Source organism: Vibrio sp. T11.5 (genome assembly GCF_027587155.1).
GTDB classification, from domain to species: Bacteria; Pseudomonadota; Gammaproteobacteria; order Enterobacterales; family Vibrionaceae; genus Vibrio; species Vibrio neptunius.
Map to the genome: position 1 here is coordinate 1 of NZ_JAPPTP010000038.1, position 23,126 is coordinate 23,126.

Annotated in this window: 27 protein-coding genes; 7 read left to right on the plus strand and 20 right to left on the minus strand. The window is 44.3% G+C overall.

What is annotated here, in order from left to right:
- From OH455_RS22265 to OH455_RS22335, 15 genes are all read right to left on the minus strand, one after another.
- The coding region (locus OH455_RS22265) for a GAD-like domain-containing protein (protein ID WP_269982822.1) at positions 1-279 on the minus strand (279 nt) is incomplete at its 3' end.
- 1 nt (position 280) lies between these two features.
- Positions 281-1,504, minus strand: coding sequence for a polymorphic toxin type 15 domain-containing protein (locus OH455_RS22270; protein ID WP_269982823.1), 1,224 nt, complete (start codon positions 1,502-1,504; stop codon positions 281-283).
- A gap of 528 nt (positions 1,505-2,032) precedes the next feature.
- Positions 2,033-2,494, minus strand: a complete 462-nt coding sequence (locus tag OH455_RS22275; RefSeq protein ID WP_269982824.1) for a hypothetical protein — start codon at positions 2,492-2,494, stop codon at positions 2,033-2,035.
- A gap of 8 nt (positions 2,495-2,502) precedes the next feature.
- Positions 2,503-3,408: a pre-toxin TG domain-containing protein gene (locus tag OH455_RS22280; protein WP_269982825.1), complete on the minus strand. Its 906-nt coding sequence runs from the start codon at positions 3,406-3,408 to the stop codon at positions 2,503-2,505.
- 400 nt (positions 3,409-3,808) lie between these two features.
- Entirely contained in the window at positions 3,809-4,183 is a 375-nt protein-coding gene (locus OH455_RS22285) for a hypothetical protein (protein ID WP_269982826.1), read from the minus strand.
- A complete protein-coding gene (locus OH455_RS22290; protein ID WP_269982827.1) occupies positions 4,183-4,416 on the minus strand; it encodes a hypothetical protein in 234 nt (77 codons plus the stop codon). The genes OH455_RS22285 and OH455_RS22290 overlap by 1 nt, the downstream gene beginning before the upstream one ends.
- A 132-nt stretch (positions 4,417-4,548) precedes the next feature.
- Entirely contained in the window at positions 4,549-4,878 is a 330-nt protein-coding gene (locus OH455_RS22295) for a hypothetical protein (RefSeq protein ID WP_269982828.1), read from the minus strand.
- A 7-nt stretch (positions 4,879-4,885) separates the two neighbouring features.
- Positions 4,886-5,173: a colicin E5-related ribonuclease gene (locus tag OH455_RS22300; protein ID WP_269982844.1), complete on the minus strand. Its 288-nt coding sequence runs from the start codon at positions 5,171-5,173 to the stop codon at positions 4,886-4,888.
- A gap of 206 nt (positions 5,174-5,379) precedes the next feature.
- Positions 5,380-6,024, minus strand: a complete 645-nt coding sequence (locus OH455_RS22305; protein WP_269982829.1) for a CPCC family cysteine-rich protein — start codon at positions 6,022-6,024, stop codon at positions 5,380-5,382.
- Positions 6,025-6,126: 102 nt separating this feature from the next.
- Positions 6,127-6,333, minus strand: coding sequence for a DUF2283 domain-containing protein (locus tag OH455_RS22310; RefSeq protein ID WP_269982830.1), 207 nt, complete (start codon positions 6,331-6,333; stop codon positions 6,127-6,129).
- 121 nt (positions 6,334-6,454) lie between these two features.
- The gene (locus tag OH455_RS22315) at positions 6,455-6,940 is read right to left on the minus strand and encodes a DUF7878 domain-containing protein (protein WP_269982831.1); all 486 of its coding nucleotides are present in this window, start codon (positions 6,938-6,940) and stop codon (positions 6,455-6,457) included.
- Between the two features lie 229 nt (positions 6,941-7,169).
- The gene (locus OH455_RS22320) at positions 7,170-7,427 is read right to left on the minus strand and encodes a hypothetical protein (protein WP_269982832.1); all 258 of its coding nucleotides are present in this window, start codon (positions 7,425-7,427) and stop codon (positions 7,170-7,172) included.
- Between the two features lie 170 nt (positions 7,428-7,597).
- On the minus strand, positions 7,598-7,834 hold the full coding sequence (locus OH455_RS22325) for a hypothetical protein (protein ID WP_269982833.1): 237 nt from the start codon (positions 7,832-7,834) through the stop codon (positions 7,598-7,600).
- A gap of 91 nt (positions 7,835-7,925) precedes the next feature.
- Complete coding sequence (locus OH455_RS22330; protein WP_269982834.1) at positions 7,926-8,186, minus strand: hypothetical protein; 261 nt, start codon at positions 8,184-8,186, stop codon at positions 7,926-7,928.
- Positions 8,187-8,199: 13 nt separating this feature from the next.
- A complete protein-coding gene (locus OH455_RS22335) occupies positions 8,200-8,373 on the minus strand; it encodes a hypothetical protein (RefSeq protein WP_269982835.1) in 174 nt (57 codons plus the stop codon).
- Positions 8,374-9,085: 712 nt separating this feature from the next.
- Between OH455_RS22335 and OH455_RS22340 the strand changes: the two genes are divergently transcribed.
- Positions 9,086-10,006, plus strand: a complete 921-nt coding sequence (locus OH455_RS22340) for a DMT family transporter (RefSeq protein ID WP_269982836.1) — start codon at positions 9,086-9,088, stop codon at positions 10,004-10,006.
- On the opposite strand, the gene OH455_RS22345 is transcribed toward OH455_RS22340, so the two are convergent.
- The 3 genes from OH455_RS22345 to OH455_RS22355 form a co-directional block, all read right to left on the minus strand.
- Complete coding sequence (locus OH455_RS22345; RefSeq protein WP_269982837.1) at positions 9,963-11,276, minus strand: sensor histidine kinase; 1,314 nt, start codon at positions 11,274-11,276, stop codon at positions 9,963-9,965. The genes OH455_RS22340 and OH455_RS22345 overlap by 44 nt on opposite strands.
- The gene (locus OH455_RS22350) at positions 11,273-11,956 is read right to left on the minus strand and encodes a response regulator transcription factor (protein WP_045977318.1); all 684 of its coding nucleotides are present in this window, start codon (positions 11,954-11,956) and stop codon (positions 11,273-11,275) included. The genes OH455_RS22345 and OH455_RS22350 overlap by 4 nt, the downstream gene beginning before the upstream one ends.
- A gap of 85 nt (positions 11,957-12,041) precedes the next feature.
- Positions 12,042-14,276, minus strand: coding sequence for a cytochrome c peroxidase (locus OH455_RS22355; protein WP_269982838.1), 2,235 nt, complete (start codon positions 14,274-14,276; stop codon positions 12,042-12,044).
- A 463-nt stretch (positions 14,277-14,739) separates the two neighbouring features.
- Between OH455_RS22355 and OH455_RS22360 the strand changes: the two genes are divergently transcribed.
- The 4 genes from OH455_RS22360 (at position 14,740) to OH455_RS22375 (ending at position 18,766) form a co-directional block, all read left to right on the plus strand.
- On the plus strand, positions 14,740-15,429 hold the full coding sequence (locus tag OH455_RS22360) for a response regulator (protein WP_269982839.1): 690 nt from the start codon (positions 14,740-14,742) through the stop codon (positions 15,427-15,429).
- Positions 15,429-16,871: a two-component system sensor histidine kinase CreC gene (creC, locus tag OH455_RS22365; protein ID WP_269982845.1), complete on the plus strand. Its 1,443-nt coding sequence runs from the start codon at positions 15,429-15,431 to the stop codon at positions 16,869-16,871. The genes OH455_RS22360 and creC overlap by 1 nt, the downstream gene beginning before the upstream one ends.
- A gap of 73 nt (positions 16,872-16,944) precedes the next feature.
- Positions 16,945-18,294, plus strand: coding sequence for a cell envelope integrity protein CreD (gene creD / locus OH455_RS22370; protein ID WP_269982840.1), 1,350 nt, complete (start codon positions 16,945-16,947; stop codon positions 18,292-18,294).
- Positions 18,266-18,766: a ribosomal maturation YjgA family protein gene (locus OH455_RS22375; RefSeq protein ID WP_240478206.1), complete on the plus strand. Its 501-nt coding sequence runs from the start codon at positions 18,266-18,268 to the stop codon at positions 18,764-18,766. Before creD ends, OH455_RS22375 begins: the two co-directional genes overlap by 29 nt.
- Before the next feature lie 123 nt (positions 18,767-18,889).
- On the opposite strand, the gene gloA2 is transcribed toward OH455_RS22375, so the two are convergent.
- Both gloA2 and OH455_RS22385 read right to left on the minus strand, forming a co-directional pair.
- A complete protein-coding gene (gloA2, locus tag OH455_RS22380) occupies positions 18,890-19,273 on the minus strand; it encodes an SMU1112c/YaeR family gloxylase I-like metalloprotein (protein ID WP_269982841.1) in 384 nt (127 codons plus the stop codon).
- A gap of 11 nt (positions 19,274-19,284) precedes the next feature.
- On the minus strand, positions 19,285-20,211 hold the full coding sequence (locus OH455_RS22385; RefSeq protein WP_206370740.1) for a LysR family transcriptional regulator: 927 nt from the start codon (positions 20,209-20,211) through the stop codon (positions 19,285-19,287).
- Between the two features lie 564 nt (positions 20,212-20,775).
- Between OH455_RS22385 and OH455_RS22390 the strand changes: the two genes are divergently transcribed.
- On the plus strand, positions 20,776-21,972 hold the full coding sequence (locus tag OH455_RS22390) for a glycine C-acetyltransferase (RefSeq protein ID WP_269982842.1): 1,197 nt from the start codon (positions 20,776-20,778) through the stop codon (positions 21,970-21,972).
- The gene (gene tdh / locus OH455_RS22395; protein WP_269982843.1) at positions 21,972-23,003 is read left to right on the plus strand and encodes an L-threonine 3-dehydrogenase; all 1,032 of its coding nucleotides are present in this window, start codon (positions 21,972-21,974) and stop codon (positions 23,001-23,003) included. The genes OH455_RS22390 and tdh overlap by 1 nt, the downstream gene beginning before the upstream one ends.
- The last annotated feature ends 123 nt before the right edge of the window (positions 23,004-23,126 follow it).

Genomic DNA, 23,126 nt, shown 5'->3' on the forward strand with positions numbered 1-23,126 from the left:
TAGTTGACCATAGCAATTGCGCGCGATCACATGGTAGTTGTCATAATTGGCAAACTCTGTGCCCTTGAGGAAGGACTCAAGCACACCTTCAAACTCAGCGGGATTAGTAATCCAAAAAAGGCCATCTTGAAACCCCGAAAAACCCATCTGTTGCCAATATTCCAGCAATCTATCGGGTAAGACCCCACGATAGCTCTCTATTTGCTCTGAGGTGGCGACGACAACTTCTGTCGGGCTACCAAATTTTGACAGGAAAAACTCTAAGTATTCATCATTCATCTTATCTACTTCCGCTTAATGGGCAGCGCTCCAGTGAGACATTCATTTTGGTCTCTGGCCCTAATCTTTCCAAAGCGCGTTGTGCTTGTTCATCCATCTGAGTTAGGCGTGATTTATGGCGCCATTGCGAGCCTATTGAGGCATTTACTTCTTTGTTGCCCATTCGATTCACCTTATCTTTACCGCCAGCTATCATATCAGGGTCATGTAAGGCGGCTAGATTATTCATGATTTCTTTTGTTCGTGTGATTGCTCTTGTTTCTGCTTCTATTGGAGTCATTTGCAACTTATAGCTTGTTAATAACGAGCTATTCAATCTGCGAGAAAACTGATATCGGAAATCTTCCTGAGCCATACCTGTTTTCGCACGCCTCATTTTTTCGTAGCGGTTACGGTTTTCAATATACTCGCCGACCGTTAGATCATTGAGGCCCGCTTCCTGATGTTTCAATTGACGAGCGAAATGGCTTTCCAATTCGCGCTCTCTTCCTTTGAAACTCTTTTTAATCTCTGGTCCTGGCTTAAAGCAAGGGACTTTAAATCGCTTCATGGTGCGCAGCGATTTCGCCATCGCGTTATCGAGTTTTTTCAGTGGCAGCTCATCGACGATTTTCTCTGCATATCTGCCGGGGACCGCTGATACTGCGATGGACGCCACACCGCCTAAGGTTGGGTTATTAGTAAAGCTTTTTCCAGCATCCAACATATCTACAATGCCTTCAACTGCCATGGAAACTGGGTCAATATTAACCGGTTGAATGCCTTGTAAGCTGGGGTCAGCGGCGATGTCTTCCAGCGTTGGGCCGGATAGCGCTTTACGGGTGCTTTCGGAATAAACCCTAGATTTACTCTTGTCTGGATACTGCCCATATTTTACGGGGCCATATTTCTTTTCGTAATCTAGAACAGACATAAAAGGCGGTGGCGGCGGGGGGCTGCCCTCAAGTTCCTCCAAGCGGCGCAAGGGTTTTGATGTCAATCCCACGTATAGAGGAATCCCAACAAGGCTTTTGAGCTTAATTTCTAGCGTTGAAGGGAGGTCAATCTTTATATTACCAAAAGCGTCGAGCACACCATCTCCCCAGCGCAAATTATCAGCCAGTAGTACGTCACGGTGCTTGTCTATCCTACGATGACGCCTGTCATAGTATTCCAGTCTCGACGGGTGAACGATTTGGTCAATATGGCTGACAGTGAGTTGGTGCATATCAATAATGCGAGTCAACTGAGACCTCCTTCAACGCGTAAATGATACTAACGATTGTACGGTTTAATTTATTGATTACAATTTAACCAATTGAAAAAGGTTAATAAAACTAGTGGTTTAGGCGATCTAACAAGAAGATTGGTGAAATGGAAGGTGATTTGGGGCTGAGAAATAGGCGAAAAGCCGATTTTGACCTGCTTTATGATTTTTTCTCTTATCGCTAGCCAGAAAGGGGAGGGATTATAACGTCTTATTTCCCTTTTATTCAATCAGTTATAACAAAAATGACGACTGCTATTAGCGATTGAGATTTGAATGCTATATTTTTACTGTTGATATGGTGGAGTTATTCTATATTTCTAGGCAATACTTAGAGTCCTTGCAAATCGGTGCCTGTTCTTCATTTATGCTCTCAATTTCCTAAATAGCAGATCGAACATGTTAGGAAGCTACCAAGAGCGAAGCAGCAGTTTGTGATGGAGATGCAGGATACTATGCTTCAGCAAGCCGCACATTGAAAAGCCCGCGAATGCGGGCTTTTTGACACTATATTTCGAAGAAAGTAAGACACAAACCATCTTCATCAAACAGCTTTTCCTCTAACAGGAATTCAAAGCTCTTATCTGGGTAAACAAACTCCAAACGGGCTTTCCAATAATAAATTAAAGTCTCAGCAAACGTTTTCATCAATTCATCATCTTCACACGCCTCATCTTCTGCCAGTAGAAAGAATTCTGAAAGACAAACTAAATTATTATATTGCTCAACTTCCTTTTTGCTTGAACCGAAGCGAGTAGAAATATTACGTACATTATTTTCAATATTACTATTTAAAAATATTGCACCGTCATACTCAACAAATTCAGGTGAGAAAAGAGCTGCGCAAGCCAACACGCCTTCTAAACCCACACAATTCGACACGTAGCCGGTGTAACCAATTTTTTCAGGAAATCCTGAAGGGAACCTAGATAAAATGCTAGGCTCGACCAAACCACTTATTGTTTTCATTTCTTCACCTATAGACCAAATTGATCCAAAATTTGCTGAGGCACAGGCCCATCGAACTTAGTTGTATTTCCTTCCCTCGGGAATAGCTGACCACCTTTACCTTTATGCCACTCGGTAAACTTAATTCTCTCAGAAGATATGTCCATGGTGCGGCGACCATCTGCACCAAAAACGACAACATGGCCACCTTGCGTACGAGCAAAAGTATTAGGGTCTCCGGTTACAGGTCTACCTTTACCACTTCTAGAAACCTTTAATATTTGCCCTGAATCCTTCAGTCCTTTGAAGATATCCATATCCAGTATGCGCCCATCCTTGTCAGCTAAGAATCTTGCTCCACTGTTTGTAACACCACCCAGCGCTGCATCTGTCGCTTTAGTCGCATCATGGACTTTCGAGCTCGCAGTAAGTAAATCAACGGCTTCATCGGAATGTCTTGCTACCGTAACCGCTACTTTAGTCGTTTTAACCGCTGCTTTTGCAACGGGGCCCAAAAATATACTCGCTGCGGCTAGATTACGATCAAGAGGCTCTAACTCGATGCCACCAAATATCGTCTCACCAGTACTAAACTCATACGCGGCTTTAAGGTTACTCACAACGGGCACATAGTCCATTGTCAGCTCTAGTGCTTCGATTAAAGTAAAGTCGGTGTCAAGAATACCCCCCAACGCATTTTGAGTATAATCGATGTAAGAGCCAATAAAACCGTGGGCAAAGTTTGCGGAAAATTCTCCACCGTAAATCTCACTGGTAATCATACCTCCCACGACGCCAGAAACAAAGCTCTGAGCAAGAGCATTGAAGCCTTGCATGTACTCGTTAATATAGCCGTTGGAAGTAGTCTGCAAGAAGGAGACTAGGAAGGCATCTGAAAAATCCCGATCATAAATTAGATGGTCGGCGCCAGCCATACCAACGCTTTTCAGGATGTCTTTGACCGAATTGGCTAGCGGTGAAACAATTTGGTACCTGTCTTATTAGACTACTGCAAATCGGTGCCTGTTCTTCATTTATATTAAAAAGCCCGCGATTGCGGGCTTTGTTATTCGAAGCAGTATATATCAAATGTACATTCCAAATTCAGCTTAGCAAGAATGCTCATTTGCTCTGGCCATAGTGGTGGCCTTCCAGAACCAGAGGACCACCAATTACAATTTACAGTCATAGCAACAACCTGCTAGCGCCGAGCCAAAGCAAAGCTTTTGTCATCCGATTGAGCTGCAATTTAGTGCCTGTCCTTAATTCATTCCTAATAAATATCCGTTTTATTAATGATTTGTGGGCAAAGAAAAAGCCCCGAAGGGCTTTGGTTTATTTATCTAGAAATTCTACGTCCAGTCTCTCTGCATTGAGACATATAAATTTCCCATCCAGATAAGCATAGTCAGACTCTAAAAACTCATCACTAACCTTAATACCTGCGTCTATGGCATTGCCGTTTAGCCTACCTCTTAACTCGTATGCATAGGTATTACCGACTCTTGTCAAGCTGGTTTCTTCTACGTCTTCCTGTTCTGACAATTCAAAATCCAGCATGTCAAATGTGACGGGATACTCTTGCCCAATAGTTAATTCATAGGGGCAAACTCCTGCAAAACAGGTTAACTCGACACCATTAACTTCAAGCGTAACTTCTTCTTCAATATCTGGATTTAATCCAAGAACTTTTGCGTTATATGTAATCATTATTCAACGGGTCTTATAACTTTGTCTTTCGCATTACCATTTAGAGTTTTCCAGAAATCTTTACCACTCTTGGTGTGTAGCGTTGTTATTTGTCCTTGTCCATTCGTACCTACGAAAGAAAATTTAGCCTGGCCTTTTCTATTGGTACCCATTAGTTGAACAAACCCTGTTCTAGTTTCACCTTTATAGGCGTACTGCACTTTAGTTCCATCTTGCATAACGTTTCTAGCCATAGATAAGTACTCGTCCGCATTCTTAGCACCAAATTCAGCTCCATACTTTTCAAAATGGCTTACAAGTTTCGACTCATCAGCAAAGTTTCCTAGTCTCTTTGTAACATTAAAACTTTACAGAAATCGTTAACTTCACGAGTGCGTCAATGTAAAACAATAACCATCGCTTTTTCCATTAGAGTTCATATGTACTACGAAACGATTGGCAGCCTCAAAACAGGCTTCAATGTACTCGCCGAGCCTATCCCCATTTTTGATATCAGAAAAGTCTGCAATCTCGTCTAGATTGGGTTTCACGCTTCCATCTTTTAGTAAATAGAAACCCTCAATACCTATAACCGCAAAGCCGGCAGATTTGCTAACCTGCAAAAATGCTGCACAATGCGCCTTATACACAATGAATTCACCATCGCAAAAAACACCTTTATCATTAAATGATTTTAATAAGTCAACTTCCATCATATTCATGTCACTCAAAAGGAGATCTCCAGTCCGCTTTGTTTAGATTTGAAATCTGGACAATCGTACCGTCATTATCATTACGCACAACATAGTGCCCATCCTCACGGATATAAGCTGTAGCGGGCTCATCGCGACGAGTCCCATCACTGTTCCATCGTGTATCTCTTGTCGAAACAGTTTTATGTGGGCTCTCAATCGTACTGTTAACGCTGTCTTTATCCCAACCTCGCTTTCCCATTTGCTTCTCGATTTTCTTTTCAAATTGAGTAGTTACTCTCTTTGTAACACCACCCAGCGCTGCATCTGTCGCTTTAGTGGCATCATGGACTTTCGAGCTCGCAGTGAGTAAATCAGCGGCTTCATTGGAATGTCTTGCTACCGAAGTGCAATTTAGTGCCTGTCCTTAATTTACTTAATTTAATATTAGAGGTTACTTCTTGATTGAACTCGCCCAGGAACACGAGCTACTCCCTTTGTAACATTAAATGTAAGGCTTAAAAATTAAGCCTTGACCCATTTATTTGTTGGTAACTGCTCTATGTCCCTCAAGAAATTCTCACGGGCTTCCCCCAGTGTCATATGATTAGGCCCACTATATTTCTCATCATCATTAACGCCATTATCTTCCCAGTTACATAATCCACAAATGTCATAGTCTACTCTGGATGCTAGTGTTCTGTAGTTGCAACATGGGCAGGCTTCCAGCTTCTCTACTTCACCTTCTACGTGATAAGTTCCAAGACCCATCGTAACCATCGATTCAGCAATGAAAATATTTTTCACACCCTTGTATTCAGACAACAACGCGATGAGTATAAGCTCATCATACTTGTGGTTCTCGCAATCCTCTGGCGGCTCATCATTTTCTAATATCTGACATTTTAACTGCTCAGACAGTTTAGAAAATTCAATATCATCCCCATCCATTCCCCACCAATCTAGGATAATGGACTCTCGCTCATTAAAGTTAAGGCTAGATAATTTGTTGCCGCATATCTCTTTTATCGCTTCCAGCCTATTGATTTTTCTCATATCAAAGCCCTTTGCAAATTCAATTGCTGCTCGGAATGCATCAGCATCTCTATAGAATGTCTGTAAAGCGGTGTCTGTCTTTAATTTACTTTTACCAATTAGCCACAGAATCATATCACTCGGTAATCGACATCGACGGATTGTCTCTCATCAGAAGTATCGGCTAACCGGTACTTATCTAAACTACATTGAAGCCTCTAGCGGACCTTTGGTATGTTAAGTGACTTCAATTCCTATTAACTCATTATCTTGATCAAAATCTAGATAAATGTCTGGGCCTTTATAATTTTCAATTACATCAGCAAGCCTCAGCTGCTTTTTTACGATTCCAGGAACTGATTTCTTCGGATGAGCGGGCAAATATAAATAAGCCACTTCGTCATCATCATCACTAACTTTTATTTGAATAGGCGCGTTACTCATTTTTACTCATCTCTTTTAATTAGTGTTGTTTTCAGTTTAGCGGTACCATTTTTTGCAACTTGATATACCGCATATCCATTATTTCCCACGGGAAGCAACACTCTGTCAGCGTTAGCTGCATCTAGTATGCTCCTCTTGGGACATCTGATTTATTAATGACCTTTGGGTAAAGATAAAGCACCGAAGGGCTTTGAGAGTATTTATAAATAGAACGTATATTAGGCAATTCTTCCTCAAAATTAACCAAAAAAAACCTTGCTGCATTTATAAAATCATTCAGATTAAAAGTTAGGGGAGAACTGATGCCTTCTACCATCCAAGGAGAAGATAAAATAATATCGCTATCAATTACTTCAGCTCTAATGATATAAGGATCTTCATAGTCCATTGACTCATATAAAAATGGATAATGTGGATAGCCATTATTTAACCAGTTAGACAATTTTGCTGCAAATTCAGCTAAGCATGTGCTGTCTTCACTGAAAATCACTCTCCCTTTACTTGATATATGTAAACTACCATCAACTCGCGTTAGGCCCATTTTCGTCACAGGCTCTTTCGGTATTTCGACTATTTTGAAATTTATTTCACAGGAAATTCTGTTCATATTTTACCATTTTCTCCTACAGAAATTCGAAATTTCAAATCGGTGCCTGTTCTTAATTCAACGATTACAGATCACAAACATTCTTTGGGTTAAAAATCAATCAAAGTATGCTCGCGCCTTGCACTAGTGTCGTTAGCTGAGATCTTACACAGTTCAGTCGATGAGCTATTATATGGGCAATAAGTGTCATAGCCCCAGCCATTTGGTTGGGACTTTGTTGGGGTTGCAACTACTTGCCCCAGCTTTCAAAAGTATCTTGATTTTCTAATTCTGACTTATAGAAAGATAGAGCTTTTTCATGAATTTCTATCCATTCTTCGGGCGAAACCGACATATCTGATTGGCTTCTATATATATGAAACGATAGCTGTCTGTCATCAGATATTCTGACATCCATAAAAGGGCTTTCATTCTTTTTTCGAGACACTTCTAGAAAACAGAAATTGCAATCGACATCGCTAGCTTTAACGTAATGCAAAGTACTCATAATTACTGCACTCCTTTGAATCTGATAAAACGTCCATCGGCGTAACAACTCGCAGCTCGACAATGAAAATGCAACTTGGTACCTGTTCTTAATTTTTTAATTTTGTGGCATCGAACTGCGTCACAATGATAATCTGCTCTGAATCACGGAACAGATACAACGCGGCATCATCAACTAAAATCGAGTGGTATGTTTTTCAACTGCTCATCTACACTCCAATCAGCATGTTTTTCTGCGCCATTTTCCCAGTTTGAACCGCCTTCTAGCCAATTTTTTCGATAAGTAGCAACGCCCTTTACCGTAGAATCTTCATAGCCGAACTCAACCCCGCAACAAGAACAGATATCATAATTGGGTGACTTTCCATCTTCACCCCATGGTGGATCCAACTGTATTAAACCACACACACGACAGGCCATTCTTTTCTTGATATTATCTATTTTGAGCCTTGGATTCACTTCTGGCCTAAGGTAACGCACTGATAAATCTAACTTAGATTTAAGGTTTGAACGCTATATTTTCATCTTTAAAATAATAGAGACCCTCTAATTTACCAGACAAAGACTCAAGACCTTGAACGGTTTCTGAAGAGTATTTTAGTGGGAGTTTGCTTCGCAGTTCTTTCTGCTCCTCGCCATAATCACTCCAGTTAGCTTCGACTATCCCATTCCAAAATGTTACACAGTCTTCATTATTTACAAACACAACCGGTTTAACATCTTCAACATTATTTGGATTGTTCCAATAGATATAACCCATGTATTCTGAGCCATCATTTGTAAAAAAAAACTGTACGAGCAATAACTTGATAATCATTTGTTTGGCAGTCGCCTGCAAATGGTCGAATAGTTAACTCATCATCTACAGTATCGTCCATTGGGAAATACCAAATAGGGTATTGTTTGAGATCATCTCTCGTCAACTCGTATATTTCTTTTTCAATCATTAATACGTACCTTCAGAATTTTTGTCTGAAGTATTAGATTAGTTTCCTGCATTTTCGAGCTCGCAGTAAGTAAATCAACAACTTCATCGGAATGTCTTACTACCGTAACCACTACTTTAGTCGTTTTAAGCGCTGGTTTTGCAATGGGGCCCAGAATACACTCGCTGGGGCTAGGTTGCGATCAATGCTAGCTAACTTGACGCCATCAAATATCGTCCAGTACTAAACTCATCAGCGACTTTGAGGTTACTCACAACAGGAACAAAGGTCAGTGGTATTTTAAGGTGTCTTACTCACTTCCGCCAACTTTACGTTGAACGTCGTTCAGGCCTTGTTATTTGGCTATGAAGTAGGGAAGGTTGGAAAGTCTATGGCTGTTGTGATCTGAGCGGGCAAGGTTGATATCGCAGTTTGCACCACCTTCCACGCCGGTTTTCTTGCCTATCTATCACTGGTATTGATGTGTTTGGCTCAACATAAAATTAAAGGAAATAATCAATAACCGCAAAGAAAATAATGACATTGAGTTGAGAGGTTTTGATGATGTTATTTTTCTATAAATGGCTTATTTGAGAAAATAATTTCTCCAAAATTGATTATTGATAGGTTTAAAGGCAAAAAAATTCTCTGGTGAACTCCGTATACTGTGCTACGTCATTGATGCTCTACAAGCCGATGATTTACCACAATGATTTAATGAGTAGTAATCACCATGAATTCGAAGTCTCTTACTTTTGTGCTTTTTGTTTCTGTTTGCTTAATATGGGGAACCACTTGGTTTGCTATGGAAGTGGCGTTGCATTCTATTCCGCCGATATTTGCTACCGCATTGCGTTTTCTACTTGCGGCTCCGCTTTTGGCTTTGCTGGCGAAAGTTTTTGGGCAACCATTACGCTTTCCGAAAGGGAAAGGGCAGTGGGTGATCATTGTCGCGCTGATGTACTTTGCCATTCCCTTCACTTTAATGATTTATGGTGAGCAATACATTTCTTCCGGTCTGGCTTCGATCATCTTTGCCAACATGCCTGTGGCTGTGATGTTAATGTCTGGGTTGTTCCTTGGGTTACGACTTGCCAAACATCAGGTATGTGGCCTTATCACGGCAGTGATAAGCCTATGTCTCATATTAGGTAATGAAATGCAGATGGGCGGTTCTGACTACCTGATCGGCACGGCAGCTCTGGGGTTGGCTGTGGCGATTCACGCGGTGATGTATGTGCTTGTGCAAAAACATTGCAAGGACATACAGGTGCTAACCTATAACGCGTTACCCTGTTTGGTGGCATCTATACTGTTATTTTTGGTTTCGTCTATCGGAGAGCGAGTCGATGTTGGCTCATTTACCTGGGACTCGCTCTCTGCGGTGGTTTACCTCGGTTTCGTCGCCAGTGTTGGCGGTATTGTGGCGTACTTTAAGCTCGGACAGGTATCGACACCGTTTCAGGCGTCAATCTGCTTTCTGATTTTCCCAGTGGTTGCGCTGTTTATTTCCGCGTTTATCAATGGTGAGATGCTGTCTCACCAGTCATTGGCTCTGATGCTGCCTTTGCTGTGTGGCATTTTGTTGACGAAAGCGCCTAAAACCTGGTTTAAGGCGCGTTTTGCTCGCAAAGAGCGTCATCTGAACCTTTAGTCAACCTAAGGTTTGGCTGCGCAATCAATAAAGATGCACGGCATAGGTCGTGCGTCTTTTCAAATCTGAAATCCCATCCTAGCTGTCGACACAAGCGTTTAACTAACATCAGGCCGAGCCCAAACCCCGAGTTGTCCGGGCCGTTATCATGATTGCTAGAGTTCTCTTTGTTAATGATCTGAATATTTTCTTGTCGCTGAATAATCGTGATCACACCTTCATGGGTGTGCTGGACGGCATTGCGCAATAGGTTGGCCACTATCATCTTAATGGCCGCGTAGGGCAGGCTTGTTTGATAACTGTCGGTGTGGATTTGCACCTCAATGTTTTTGGCTTGGATGAGATAGCTGAGATTGTCTACTTCGGAGTGCAATAGTGACGAGAATGCAACAGATTGAGTGGTAAGCTGAGAGCGTTCTGCCTTGTTCAGCCATAATAATGTGTCGCAGAGTTCAGCCATGCAGAGGCTGGCGTCTTTGATGCGTTGTTTTGCGCTGTGGCTTTTTGCTTGCCATTTGTTTTCGACCTTATCCATCAGCTCTACGCTGCTAAGAATCACGGCAATAGGAGTGCGTAGTTCATGGCTGGCGTAGCGGACAAACTCCTGTTCACGTTGGAGTGAGGCTTGGTTTTTACGCAGGCTATCGAGAATAATCATGGCAAGCGTATTTAATTCTTTATATTGGAAGTTTGGTGGTGTACTGCTCATATTGTTGGCATTAAGTTGTCGCGCCCACTGATAAAGGTCTTGGATCGGCTTAGCGGCTGAGTACATAAATATAAACAACATCAACAGGAACAAGCTTAATGCGAATATCCCGAAAAGAATCGCCTGAATTTCGGGAGTTTCGAACCAGTTTGCGTCGGGGGCATTAGGCGGCTCTTTGAAATGATGAGCAACATAGTGCAACTTGCCATCAGGCTTGGTTATGGGCATCAGATACAGGGACTCAGTAGGCCTAGAGAATGGGTTGCTGCGATCGGACTTATGATGAAGTTGGTTTGGAGCCAGTTGCTCACGATTAAAGTGACGGCGAATTTCAATCGGCAAGTGATGCCATGTTGTCGCCTTGACGAAACGTGGATTTGACTCAGTATTTTCCTCTCCGCTTTGATAAGCGATATCAAGTAGAGCTCCTTTTATCATATTGTCGTGACTATTAAAAAAGTGCAGCAACCATAGCGTAGACATCAGGGTCACGAGAATCAAAGCGGCGGTAAGAAGCATGGCGATCATATAGTGTTTTAAGCTCGATATTTTAAATTTCATTGGTGGTCACTATCGCTGTCCTGCAACTTAAATCCATGCTTGCTTACCGATACTACGCAGACGTTGCTCTGATGTTGAATCAATGCTTTACGTAGATAATGGATGTGGACTTTAAGGGCGTTACTGTTCGGCAATCGATCTTCCCAGATGGCGAGATTCAGAGATTGACGCGAAATCGGGTGCGGATAAGCGCGCATCAGTTGTTCCAAGATAATCAGGCTGGTCGGCAGCAGTTTGACAGGCTGGTTGTCGATATAGGTCTGATTTTCTTGGGCATCAAATAGGATGTTCCCTGCTTTGAATCGGGTCAGTTGACCACTTTTTCTGTTTGCTAGGGCTTTTGTTCTTGCAACCAATTCTGCCATGGCAAAGGGTTTGACAAGGTAGTCGTCAGTTCCAACCTTGAAACCTTTCAGTTTGTCTTCGAGTTGGCTTCGGGCGGTTAACATGATGACCGGAACCGCGACCCCTTGCGAGCGAAGTTGTTCACATACGCTAAAGCCATCAAGCCGAGGAAGGTTGATGTCCAGTATAATGACTTGATAGTGGTTTTTTTCGATCAGATTGAGTGCCGTGTCGCCAGTACTGGCGTAATCACATGCGATGTTTTCAAGTTCAAGAAAATCAATGATGTTGCCTGCTAAGCCAGCATCGTCTTCAACCAGTATTGTGTTAATCATGCGTGTCCAAATGTAAGAATAATAAATGGGTGAAAGCCAAGCCCTTTATTGGCTTGGCTGTAATTACCTCGATTGAGATATTGCTTTATTTTTGTGTTGAGACATCCACTTGCAGTGACGTGCCTTGATTGAGCCCATCGCCAGCTGCAAGAATGAAATACCAGCCGGGCATGGGTGAATCTATCCTCAGGTACTCATTGCTGTCGGGGCGTCGAGATGAAAATTCAAACTGGTTTGTACTTGGCCAATAAGGGCTAACGTACAAATCGGTGTTGCCTGAACCGTGCCTAGTTCTGACTTCCAGAGTGCTGTTAGGCTCAGTGATCTTGATAAAATAGGAATTTTCGCCTTGTGCCGTACAGATAGGAGTGCCGCTCTGTAATTCGCCAAATGACACAGGAGCAGAGTGCAAACATTGGTCTGAGATAGCTTTTGGATGCTCACCAGGCTCTTTATTGGCAGGGCGTTCACCCACAGCGATAGAAACGCCTTGATACCCTTGTTGTGAGATTGCGCTCACATAGTGACGTCCTTGATTTAGTGTGATGATCAACACTTGTTCTGTGCCTTCACCGACCGATTCCGCTAGCGCATTTTGTTGAGATGCCCAAGTCATAGGGTGGTAGTAGAGCTTGAGATCGCCTTGACCGTCTCGGCTGCTCAGATAGACGGTGGTGTTATCACTCTGTACATCAAAGTAAAAATGCTCCACTGAGCCAGAAATACACTCGCCCTGATCTTTGGTCAGCTTTTCACCAGAATGCAGGGTGTCACCTTCCGAGCACTTAGAGGGCAGATAAAGGGGAACCCCTTGATAGTTAATAGCTTGCAGTTGAAGCCCGTCAGGATCGGATTCTTCTGGCTGCGGTAGCCAAGCTTGCAAACACTCCGCACTTTTCACACAAGGGTCGGTGAGGGCTTTCATAAAGTTAACCAGATCGGCTTTCGATTGATCTGATAGGTTGAGTTTTTGCAACACTGGGGCGCCATCGGCAATTTCGTCATCAATGATCTTGGCGGCTTTATCTGTGTTGTCTCTGGTATCTGGAAACAAGCTGTTGCAGTGGTCGACATCTTTAAACTGAGGTTGTTCGCACCAGCCCATCTCGTCAATGTATTGGTCAAGTATCTGATGGTAATCATCATAATGCTCAATGACTTGTTCGAGAGTGTCGTAGCTTCCTGCGTGTCCGAATGGCCCTGTTACTTCAATGTTTAACAGCGTGCCTGATCGAAAGCTATAGATGTCTGCATCACTTGCATTTCGATGGGCTCGACCTAAGTCATTGGTTTCCATACCCGGCTCTCCGGTTCCGGGGCCAATTTGTGGAAAGGCGAGGCGGTGATAGTTTGAATCCTTGGTTTGACTGAAGGTGTCTGTGTTGTGGCAGCCAATACATTGTGTGGGCAGAAAGTCTGGTTCGTTTCCGCCGTCAGATGGAGGGGGTGGCATGTAGAGATACAGGTATGCGCCACGCTTTTGGGATGCCGTCAGTGCTGATGAATCGCCTTTTACGTATCGGTTCCAGGCGTTGTCGGTAAAGTTCATCGACTCCTGATAAGCAGAGAGTGCACGGGTGATGTTAGCAAAAGTTACCAGATTCTCCGGTGACTTGTCGTCGCCATAAACGGCTGCGAATTTTTCCAACCACTGGTTTTGAAATAACTCGCCTTTAGCGTCGCCATAATTGCCGATCCTTGCAGCTAGATGGGCTCTCACGGCCTCATTGGATGCATCCTGCATAAAGTCAAAACCACGCATCTCAGATGCGGTAACAGGTGGAAAGCGAGCTTGAGCAGACAACAGAGTGTCGCCTGAATTTGGGTCCGCTTCACCAAATGCAACGTCAGGGGTACTGATCCCTTTGCTTGGGTCTAGCCAGTCAACAAATTCAACACGAGCATCACGAAATAAACTGCGCTTGTACAATCCTGAATTGAAAATTGTTGGTGTGTTTCGTGCTACATAGAACTGGCCCGTGGTCGTTTTTCTGCCCGGGCCGAGTACATCTTCATTTTCAGCCAGTGTACCCACTGAGAGTGATAATCCGTCACCTCCACCAAGGTAGGGGTGATGACAACTGGCGCAAGCCACGTCTTTATTGCCGCTCAGTGCTTTGGAGAAAAACAACAGTTTGCCTAGTTTGACTTCTTTTGAATCGACACTGGGTATTTCAAAGCCCTTATTTGGCTCTCCGGTCAGGCTATGTTGTTCAATCAGTTTACGAAGTTCCGTGTCCAGATCATCCGGGATAGGGATGGCCATGGTTGGGGATGTTAACCCCAAGGTCAGGGCCAGTAGACAAGCATGTTTTCTCATTGGTCTCTTCCTCGTGTGCAGTATTGGCCGAATGCTAGGAATGCGAGGGTTAAAAAGCGGTTAAAATGGCCAAACTCGACCATATTTTTATTAAGTGAGCGTATTAAATGGGATGCATATCAAGATTAAGGGGTCTAGTGTTGCCACAGGCATAGAGTAAATTTGCGCGGTTTAGTGCTCGAAATCTCAATCAGTAAAAGGTATAACGTGGTTGCTATTTCTCGGTGTCTTATCAGCCGTACTCGCGGCTATTTTCATCCATAAGGAAGTTTTTATGTTGATCGTTTATCGTCTGCTGAAACTGGCGGTTATCTGCGCCGTGTTTTTCACTATTTATGATTTGATTGAAATGGGCGAAGTGACTTGGCCGATGCGCTTTTTTGGTTTTTGAGCGATCCACACCAAGGATGGTCTCTAATCATGAATTTGTTATGGAACAAAACTGACCCCATGGAGCGAAATATTGAGCGATAAAACAACCATCGTCATTATTGAAGACGAACTAGCCATTGCGGAGAATTTAATTCATGTTCTCGAAATGGATGGTTATCAGCCTATGTGGTTTTCAACGGCGGGTGAAGGGCTGGCGTATATTGAAAGCAATGAGCCTGCGCTACTGGTGCTTGATGTTGGCTTACCTGATGGAAATGGTTTTGAGCTGTGTAAAACCATTCGCGAGTTTTCTGATGTGCCGATTATCTTCCTGACGGCAAGAAATGATGAAATCGATCGTGTTGTCGGGCTGGAAATTGGCGCCGATGACTATGTCACTAAACCTTTTAGCCCAAGGGAAATGCTGGCGCGAATCAAACTTCGTATCAAATCTCGCCCAGTCATCACTCAACCTGTTCCTCCACAATCGATGGATGATGATCTCAAGGCAGACAACTTTGATTATCGCGTTGCTGGTGAGCCGCTGGGCTTAACCGCGGTGGAGTTTAAGATCTTGAGCAAACTTATCGCAGTATCCTGCCGTGTATTAAATCGTGAACAGTTAATGGTTGCGGCTGACATGGCTCCCCATGCGTCTTACGAGCGAAATATTGATTCCCACATCAAAGCGATACGCAACAAGCTGAAACCCTTCGCTATGGCTGAGCGAATATGCACCAAGCGTGGTTTTGGTTATTACTACGACAAAAAGGGTGAGTAATCATGCCATGGCCTAAGATCCCACTCGGATTAAGACTGTTCTTTTTGTATTTCGTTCTTGTCGGTATGACAGCTTACACAGTGAGTTCTACTGTGATTCAGGAGCTGAAACCGACCGTGCGCCAAACCACCGAAGAAACGCTGGTGGATATGGCGAATCTCTTGGCTGTGCTGGCAGAAGAAGACGTAGCAAATGGCGAGATCTCATACAGTCGATTTTCGAAGCTTCTTGCCGCGTATGGTTTAAGAGAACCTGAAGCGCGTATCTGGGAAATAGGTAAAAAAGCGATAAACCATCGTATTTACATCACGGACAAAAGTGGCATTGTGATTGCAGACTCATGGCAACAAGATGTCGGGGAAGATTACTCGCAATGGAACGATGTGTATCTGACATTGCGTGGCCAATATGGTGCGCGAAGCACGGCCGAAGACCCTAATGATCCTCTATCAACGGTGATGCACGTTGCCGCTCCCATTTATCACAAGGGCGAAATCATTGGCAGCGTGACGGTGGCAAAGTCCAATCGTTCCGTTCAGCCGTTTATTGACCTCTCGAAGCGCAATGTGTTGTTCTGGATGGTTTGGATGAGTGGCTTGGTATTGCTGGCAGGGGCTTTATTTGCTTGGCGCATCCACTCAGCATTGAACAAGTTGGAAAACTACGCAGTAAAATTGGGGCAGGGTGAGAAAGTTACTAAGCCGACATTTCGCGTGTTCTATGAATACGGTACCTTGAGTGATGCGTTAGAACACATGCGCAATCAACTCGATGGCAAGCAGTATGTTGAAGAGTATGTGCAAACATTGACTCACGAACTCAAAAGCCCCTTATCGGCGATTAAAGGCGCCAGTGAAATTTTGCAAATGCCTTTACCGGCGGAAAAAGTGACACGATTTGCAGCGAACATTGAGCGCGAAAGTGACCGCATGCAGTCGTTAGTCGATAAGCTGCTGGAGCTGGCTAGACTAGAGAAACGACCACATTTAGACAAGCAAGAGTCGATCAATATCAACACTATGTTGGACGAAATCGTCGCGGCTTCTTATGTTCGGCTCAATGCCAAAGGCGTGACATGCGAAGTGATGACAAGCTGTGACATTGTGCTGGTCGGTGACGGTTTTATGCTTCAGCAAGCCTTGTTTAATCTTATGGACAATGCCCTTGATTTTGTTGATGGCAATGGCTCGATTGTTTGGCACTACGTTCAGTCAGATGAACAGCTTGCTGTGTCGATCTTCAATACTGGGCCTGCGATTCCTGATTACGCGATGCCTCGCCTCACGGAACGTTTCTATTCGCTTGCACGCCAAAATGGTGTGAAAAGTACCGGACTCGGGCTAAATTTTGTTGAGCAAGTTGTCAAACTGCATAACGGTTCATTATTGATTGAGAATGTTAATCAAGGCGTCAAAGTGACCTTACACTTTCCTTCTCCATAAAAACTCCATATAGACTCCATCTATTCTCCAACTGGTTGTTTTATCGTTAAACCATCAGCTAAGGAGAAGAAAAATGAAGAGAATCCTCAATAACCCACTCGGCATGAAGTTTGGCTTTGTGCTGTTTTTGTTTGTTTTGCTGCAAATTCCGGTTTCTATGGTCAGTGGCCTAGTTTCTGAACGATCGTATCGTCAGCAAGAAGTGAGAGATGAGATTGCACGCAGCAGCAGTGGCGAACAACGTATTACCGGCCCGTTTATCGCGATTGATTACACGGAAACGGTTCGTCATGAAGAGAAAACTTACCAGGTTGAGCGTCAGGCTTACATTTTGCCAACTACTTTTGATATGTCTGCTCATTTGGAAAGCTTTGAAAAATATCGTGGTATCTACAAAGCTCGTCTATATAAAGCGCAAAGCGTGCTCAAAGGGTCGTTTGATCTGTCGGCTCTGAACGAGCTTGCACAGTATCAAATCGAAAACATTTCCATGGTGGTTGGTGTCCAAGACAGCCGTGGGCTAGTGAAACTGGAGCAGATGAATCTGGGAGGAGAGGCGCTTGATATTGTGCCGGGAACAGATATCAAGCGACTGTCGCAAGGCTTTCATACTCCGTTGACACTGGATCGTTTAGACCCTTCTCAACCCCTCGACTTCGAGCTTAATTTCTTGCTGCAGGGAATGGGCAAGCTCCAGGTCACGCCTATCGGAACGACCTCGACCGTTGAACTCTCTTCTGAGTGGCCGCATCCAAGCTTCATCGGGGATTTCCTACCGATATCATCCTCAGTATCTGAATCTGGATTCAGCGCGCAGTGGTCAAGCAACAATTTTTCATCCAATGTTTCACAACTGTTTAAAAATTGCATGGACGAAGAGTCATCATGTTATGAGTTGGAGCAGCGTCAAATGGGGGTTGAACTGATTGATCCGGTTGATCATTACCTCAAATCGCATCGTGCCATTAACTATTCATTGCTTGTCATTACGCTTGTGTTTGCCAGTTTCTTTTTGCTCGAATTGTTTCAGGCTCGCCCTGTCCACCCTGTTCAATACGGCTTTGTTGGTCTTGCTTTGGCGCTGTTCTATCTATTACTGATCTCACTCAGTGAGCATACGGGGTTTAACTGGGCTTATGTCATCTCTGTCTTGGCTTCGACCTGTCTTTTGAGTGTCTACGTCGGTGGTATGTTAGACAACACCAAGCAGGGTACAGTATTTGGAGCGAGTCTATTGTGTCTATACGGGTTACTCTTCGGGTTACTTGAGGCAGAAAGTTACGCGCTCCTGATGGGGACACTATTGTGCTTTGTGATTCTTAGCGTCGTTATGGTGATCACCAGAAATGTCGACTGGTATCAACGTAGTCACAAATCAGTGGAGGCAGCGAGCGATGAACACTCAAGCAGCACAGAGGCATAAAACTCAATCCAACGAAATTAGTCAGGGCTGCAATCATACTGCTTCTAGACGTATTGGTGTCCGTTTTTCGACGTACTATGCTGGGAAGAGTTTGATGATGCTTGTGCTCCTGATTGTTATTGCGGGTTATGTTCGCGATAGTTTTATCAGGCCGACCTTTGGTGATGTATTAGTTGTGGTGTGGCTTTACCACACCATAGCGTCTGTGATTCGAATGGATCCTAAGGTATTGGCATTACTGGTGGTGGCAGTGGCCTTCTTGGTTGAGGTTGGTCAGTACTTTCAGATGGCACAATGGTTGGGTATCGAGCCTTCTTCTCCATTACACGTTGCTCTGGGGGCGACGTTTGATTGGAAGGATCTGTTTGCCTACGCAATCGGCGGTGTTGGTTGTGTGGTGTTAGAGAGCAGAACGTCGCGTAGAGATAGCGATCTAGTGTCTAAAGCGGAACGGGAGAAATTGAATGAGTGATCCTAAGCCTCGCCGGATCGTCAAAAAGCGAGTCCGGCGCTGCTTGCTTGAAAAGGTACTTATCTGGTCTCATCAGCAAGCACATCGTAGCGTCAAGCGACAATGACTACCTCGTCAATCCATCTAAGCTTGATAAATCTCGAGAGGTAGTCCGTCTGGGTCTTGGAAAAAAGTAAAGGCTTTACCTGTGAATTCATCAATGCGCACGGGTTCAACGTCAACTCCTTTGCTTTCCAGATACTGTTTGACTTCTGCCACGCTACCGACTTCAAAAGCGAGATGGCGAAGGCCTTGTGCTTCTGGGAAACTCGGCCTTTCTGGCGCGTCGGGAAAGCTGAACAATTCAAGTTGCGAGCCATCTGGCAGGGCCAGATCGAGTTTGTAAGAATGTCTCGCTTGGCGATAGTTTTCCGCGAGGATGTCGAACCCCATGATTTGGGTATAAAATTGCTTAGAAACTGAGTAGTTAGAGCAAATGATCGCCACGTGATGAATTTTATTAAACATAGGATTTCTCGTTAATGGCTGGCGAGTTTATCGCCTAACACTTGGCTAATATAATCGATAAAAACACGCAGACGAGCGGGCATGTATTTGGTTTGCGGGTACTGCATGGCGACGGCACCATGGTAATTACTTTTGATCGTCCAATCAGGAAGTACAGGTACAACCTGTTGTTTTTCGATGGCTTCGGCGATAACAAAATCATGAAAGATACCAATACCGAGCGCATTTTTCACACCAGTGAGACGCATCTGTGAATGATTGACTGCATAGCGGCCGGATACCGTCATCGAATGGAATTCGTCGTCTTTGAAAAAATCCCAGATGTTGTCTCGCTCTGTTTCAGCCAAATACAGGCAGTCATGATGTTGTAAATCGGTAGGGTGGGATGGCATCCCACGTTGGTCGATGTAATCTGGGCTTGCACACAAGACCAAGTTAGTTTTTCCGATCTCTTTAAGCACTAAGTTTTCATCGGGTCTATCGGTGAGTTTGAAGGCAACATCGATCCCGTCTCTGAGTAGATCAATCTCGCCATCAGCAACACGCAACTTGAGCTGAATGTCTGGGTATTGTTTTAAAAAAGGCACCACAAAAGGCTGTAAAACAGAGTTGAGAAAGGCCTCTGGCGCTGCAATGGTAAGAGAGCCTGTGGCTTGTTTGTGATCAGTGGTGGATAGCTCCCAAGCTTGTTGGGCGGCATTGACCATCACTATCGCTTGGTCATAAACCTGCTGCCCAGTAGGCGTGATGACGAGTTTTCGAGTCGTGCGCTCAAACAGCTTGGCGGACAAGGCTGACTCAAGCCGTGTGATCAATTTGCTCAGGGCCGAAGGCGTTACATCGAGCTTTTTAGCTGCGGCTGTAAAGCTGCCTTCATCAACGATCAAAATGAAGGATGCAAGATCTGGGAGCAAAGCGATAAGTTTTGAATTAACCAAATTGAAACCGTGATGTGTCTTTAAATTGAGAATTAAATCGGTTGTTAATGAATTGTTGAGTCGATAAGGTGGCTAAATAGTAAACAGCAGAGGTACTCAAAATGCAAGAACCAGGCTTTCTTCTAGACTTGGGCTCAATGATGCAAGATATCTTGCTGGCTGCGCTCGCTGTCGTATTGCTCACCATTGTCTCCTTAGTGTTAGAAAAGTAACACGCACACCCTTGTATGTCACCAAAACAGGCGTATAGGTCAAACTAACCGACGCCTATTTTGTATTTCTCTCCTGTCGTCATTTCATTTTTAGTATCAACCATACCAAATGCAAACTTACTCTAGCAGCCGATGAATAGAGAATATGTCATCAAACACCGGATAGTTCGTGATGTCTATCATAAAAAAACCTTATTTGTGCCTGTGGTTCACTAATGTTTTTCCATCTGGTGGGATAATGAAAATGGCGTGCTTGAATTACACTTAGGGCAACTTTTGACGCCTTCGAATTTGCAAACGAAGGTGATTAATAAGCAATGTGCTTAACATAATAACTAGCAAGGAATTTGAAATGTCTTCTGCATTCTACCAACAGATCAAACAACAGATTGAAGAAGTAAAGGCTGAAGGTCTTTACAAGTCAGAGCGCGTCATCACTTCTCAGCAGCAAGCGGCTGTAAAAATCTCTACAGGTGAAGAAGTGCTTAACTTCTGTGCTAACAACTACCTTGGTCTTGCTAACCACCCTGAGCTAATTGAAGCGGGTAAAGCAGGCATGGATAAGCACGGGTTTGGTATGGCGTCTGTTCGTTTCATTTGTGGTACTCAAGACATCCACAAAGAGCTGGAGCAAAAGCTTTCTACTTTCCTTGGTAAAGAAGACACAATCCTGTACACCTCTTGTTTTGACGCTAATGCAGGCCTGTTCGAAACGATTCTGGGTAAAGAAGACGCGATCATCTCTGATGCCCTTAACCACGCTTCAATCATCGATGGTGTTCGTTTGTGTAAAGCAATGCGCTTCCGTTACTCAAACAACAACATGGAAGAGCTTGAGCAGCAGCTAATCGCGGCTAAAGAAGCGGGCGCTCGTAACATCCTTATCGTGACAGACGGCGTATTCTCAATGGACGGCGTAGTCGCTAACCTGCCAGCTATCTGTGACCTTGCTGATAAGTACGGCGCACTGACAATGGTGGATGACTCTCACGCGGTGGGTTTCATGGGTAAAACAGGCGCAGGTACTCACGAGTACCACGATGTGGTTGATCGTATCGACATCATCACAGGCACGCTAGGTAAAGCCATGGGCGGCGCATCAGGCGGTTATACTTCAGGTAAAGCAGAAGTGATTGACTGGCTACGTCAGCGTTCTCGTCCATATCTGTTCTCAAATTCGGTAGCACCAGCCATCGTTAATGCTTCAATCCGAGTTCTCGATCTCCTAGAGCAAAGTGGTGACCTACGTGACCGTCTATGGGAAAACGCAGCACATTTCCGCACTCGTATGGAAGCCGCGGGTTTCACTATGGGTGGCGCTGACCACGCGATCATTCCAATCATGCTTGGCGATGCGAAAGTGGCGGCTGAGTTTGCAGAACGCGCACTAGAAAAAGGTATTTACGTGATTGGCTTCTCTTTCCCAGTCGTACCGAAAGGTCAAGCACGTATTCGTACACAAATGTCTGCGGCACACTCGCGCGAGCAACTTGATCGCGCCATCGATGCCTTCATCGAAGTGGGTCGTGACATGGAGATCATTAAGTAATGAAAATTAAAGCGCTATCTAAGCTAAAGCCTGAAGAAGGCATCTGGATGACTGAGGTTGAAAAACCGAAAGTTGGTCATAATGACATTCTGATCAAAATTAAGAAAACCGCGATTTGTGGTACAGATGTTCATATCTACAACTGGGACGAGTGGTCTCAGAACACGATTCCTGTTCCTATGGTCGTTGGTCATGAATACGTGGGTGAAGTGGTTGCTATTGGCCAGGAAGTTCGCGGATTCGAAATCGGTGACCGTGTCTCTGGCGAAGGCCACATCACTTGTGGTCATTGTCGTAACTGTCGTGGCGGCCGCACTCACCTATGTCGTAATACTATTGGTGTGGGTGTAAATCGTGAAGGGGCATTCGCTGAATACCTAGTGATTCCAGCATTCAATGCATTTAAAATCCCTGAAGGCATCTCAGACGATCTAGCATCAATCTTTGACCCGTTCGGCAATGCTGTACACACGGCACTATCTTTCGACCTTGTGGGTGAAGACGTACTGATCACAGGTGCTGGCCCAATCGGTATCATGGCTGCAGCAGTGGCTAAGCACGTCGGTGCTCGTCACGTGGTGATTACAGATGTGAACGAATACCGTCTGGGGCTTGCACGTAAAATGGGTGTGACCCGTGCAGTTAACGTTGCGGAACAGAAGCTTGAAGACGTAATGGAAGAGCTGGGCATGACGGAAGGCTTTGATGTGGGCCTTGAAATGTCGGGTGTTCAGGCGGCATTCAGCACCATGCTGAAGACAATGAACCACGGCGGCCGAATTGCACTGCTAGGTATTCCGCCATCAGATATGGGCATCGACTGGAACCAAGTGATCTTCAAAGGTCTGGTGATTAAAGGTATCTATGGCCGTGAGATGTTCGAAACTTGGTACAAGATGGCATCGCTGATTCAGTCGGGCTTAGACTTGACGCCAATCATCACTCACCACTTTAAGGTTGATGAATTCCAGAAAGGCTTTGATGCGATGCGTAGCGGCCAATCAGGTAAAGTGATTCTCGACTGGGAATAATCGAAGCGAGATGCTGAATAATCAAAGGCGACAGGGAAACTGTCGCCTTTTTTGTTTTGGGCCGCCTACTACTTCTTAGTCAATGTTCAAGCTATATCAGTGAACTGTCTGGTTAGGTAATGA

Excerpts from the sequence above, each read along its gene's own strand:
- OH455_RS22275 (WP_269982824.1), bottom strand. The coding sequence starts at position 2,494 with ATGAAAACAATAAGTGGTTTGGTCGAGCCTAGCATTTTATCTAGGTTC.
- OH455_RS22280 (WP_269982825.1), bottom strand. The coding sequence starts at position 3,408 with ATGGCTGGCGCCGACCATCTAATTTATGATCGGGATTTTTCAGATGCC.
- OH455_RS22285 (WP_269982826.1), bottom strand. The coding sequence starts at position 4,183 with ATGATTACATATAACGCAAAAGTTCTTGGATTAAATCCAGATATTGAA.
- OH455_RS22290 (WP_269982827.1), bottom strand. The coding sequence starts at position 4,416 with ATGGCTAGAAACGTTATGCAAGATGGAACTAAAGTGCAGTACGCCTAT.
- OH455_RS22295 (WP_269982828.1), bottom strand. The coding sequence starts at position 4,878 with ATGATGGAAGTTGACTTATTAAAATCATTTAATGATAAAGGTGTTTTT.
- OH455_RS22305 (WP_269982829.1), bottom strand. The coding sequence starts at position 6,024 with ATGATTCTGTGGCTAATTGGTAAAAGTAAATTAAAGACAGACACCGCT.
- OH455_RS22310 (WP_269982830.1), bottom strand. The coding sequence starts at position 6,333 with ATGAGTAACGCGCCTATTCAAATAAAAGTTAGTGATGATGATGACGAA.
- OH455_RS22315 (WP_269982831.1), bottom strand. The coding sequence starts at position 6,940 with ATGAACAGAATTTCCTGTGAAATAAATTTCAAAATAGTCGAAATACCG.
- OH455_RS22320 (WP_269982832.1), bottom strand. The coding sequence starts at position 7,427 with ATGAGTACTTTGCATTACGTTAAAGCTAGCGATGTCGATTGCAATTTC.
- OH455_RS22330 (WP_269982834.1), bottom strand. The coding sequence starts at position 8,186 with ATGGGTTATATCTATTGGAACAATCCAAATAATGTTGAAGATGTTAAA.
- OH455_RS22335 (WP_269982835.1), bottom strand. The coding sequence starts at position 8,373 with ATGATTGAAAAAGAAATATACGAGTTGACGAGAGATGATCTCAAACAA.
- OH455_RS22340 (WP_269982836.1), top strand. The coding sequence starts at position 9,086 with ATGAATTCGAAGTCTCTTACTTTTGTGCTTTTTGTTTCTGTTTGCTTA.
- OH455_RS22345 (WP_269982837.1), bottom strand. The coding sequence starts at position 11,276 with ATGAAATTTAAAATATCGAGCTTAAAACACTATATGATCGCCATGCTT.
- OH455_RS22350 (WP_045977318.1), bottom strand. The coding sequence starts at position 11,956 with ATGATTAACACAATACTGGTTGAAGACGATGCTGGCTTAGCAGGCAAC.
- OH455_RS22355 (WP_269982838.1), bottom strand. The coding sequence starts at position 14,276 with ATGAGAAAACATGCTTGTCTACTGGCCCTGACCTTGGGGTTAACATCC.
- creD (WP_269982840.1), top strand. The coding sequence starts at position 16,945 with ATGAAGAGAATCCTCAATAACCCACTCGGCATGAAGTTTGGCTTTGTG.
- OH455_RS22375 (WP_240478206.1), top strand. The coding sequence starts at position 18,266 with ATGAACACTCAAGCAGCACAGAGGCATAAAACTCAATCCAACGAAATT.
- gloA2 (WP_269982841.1), bottom strand. The coding sequence starts at position 19,273 with ATGTTTAATAAAATTCATCACGTGGCGATCATTTGCTCTAACTACTCA.
- OH455_RS22390 (WP_269982842.1), top strand. The coding sequence starts at position 20,776 with ATGTCTTCTGCATTCTACCAACAGATCAAACAACAGATTGAAGAAGTA.
- tdh (WP_269982843.1), top strand. The coding sequence starts at position 21,972 with ATGAAAATTAAAGCGCTATCTAAGCTAAAGCCTGAAGAAGGCATCTGG.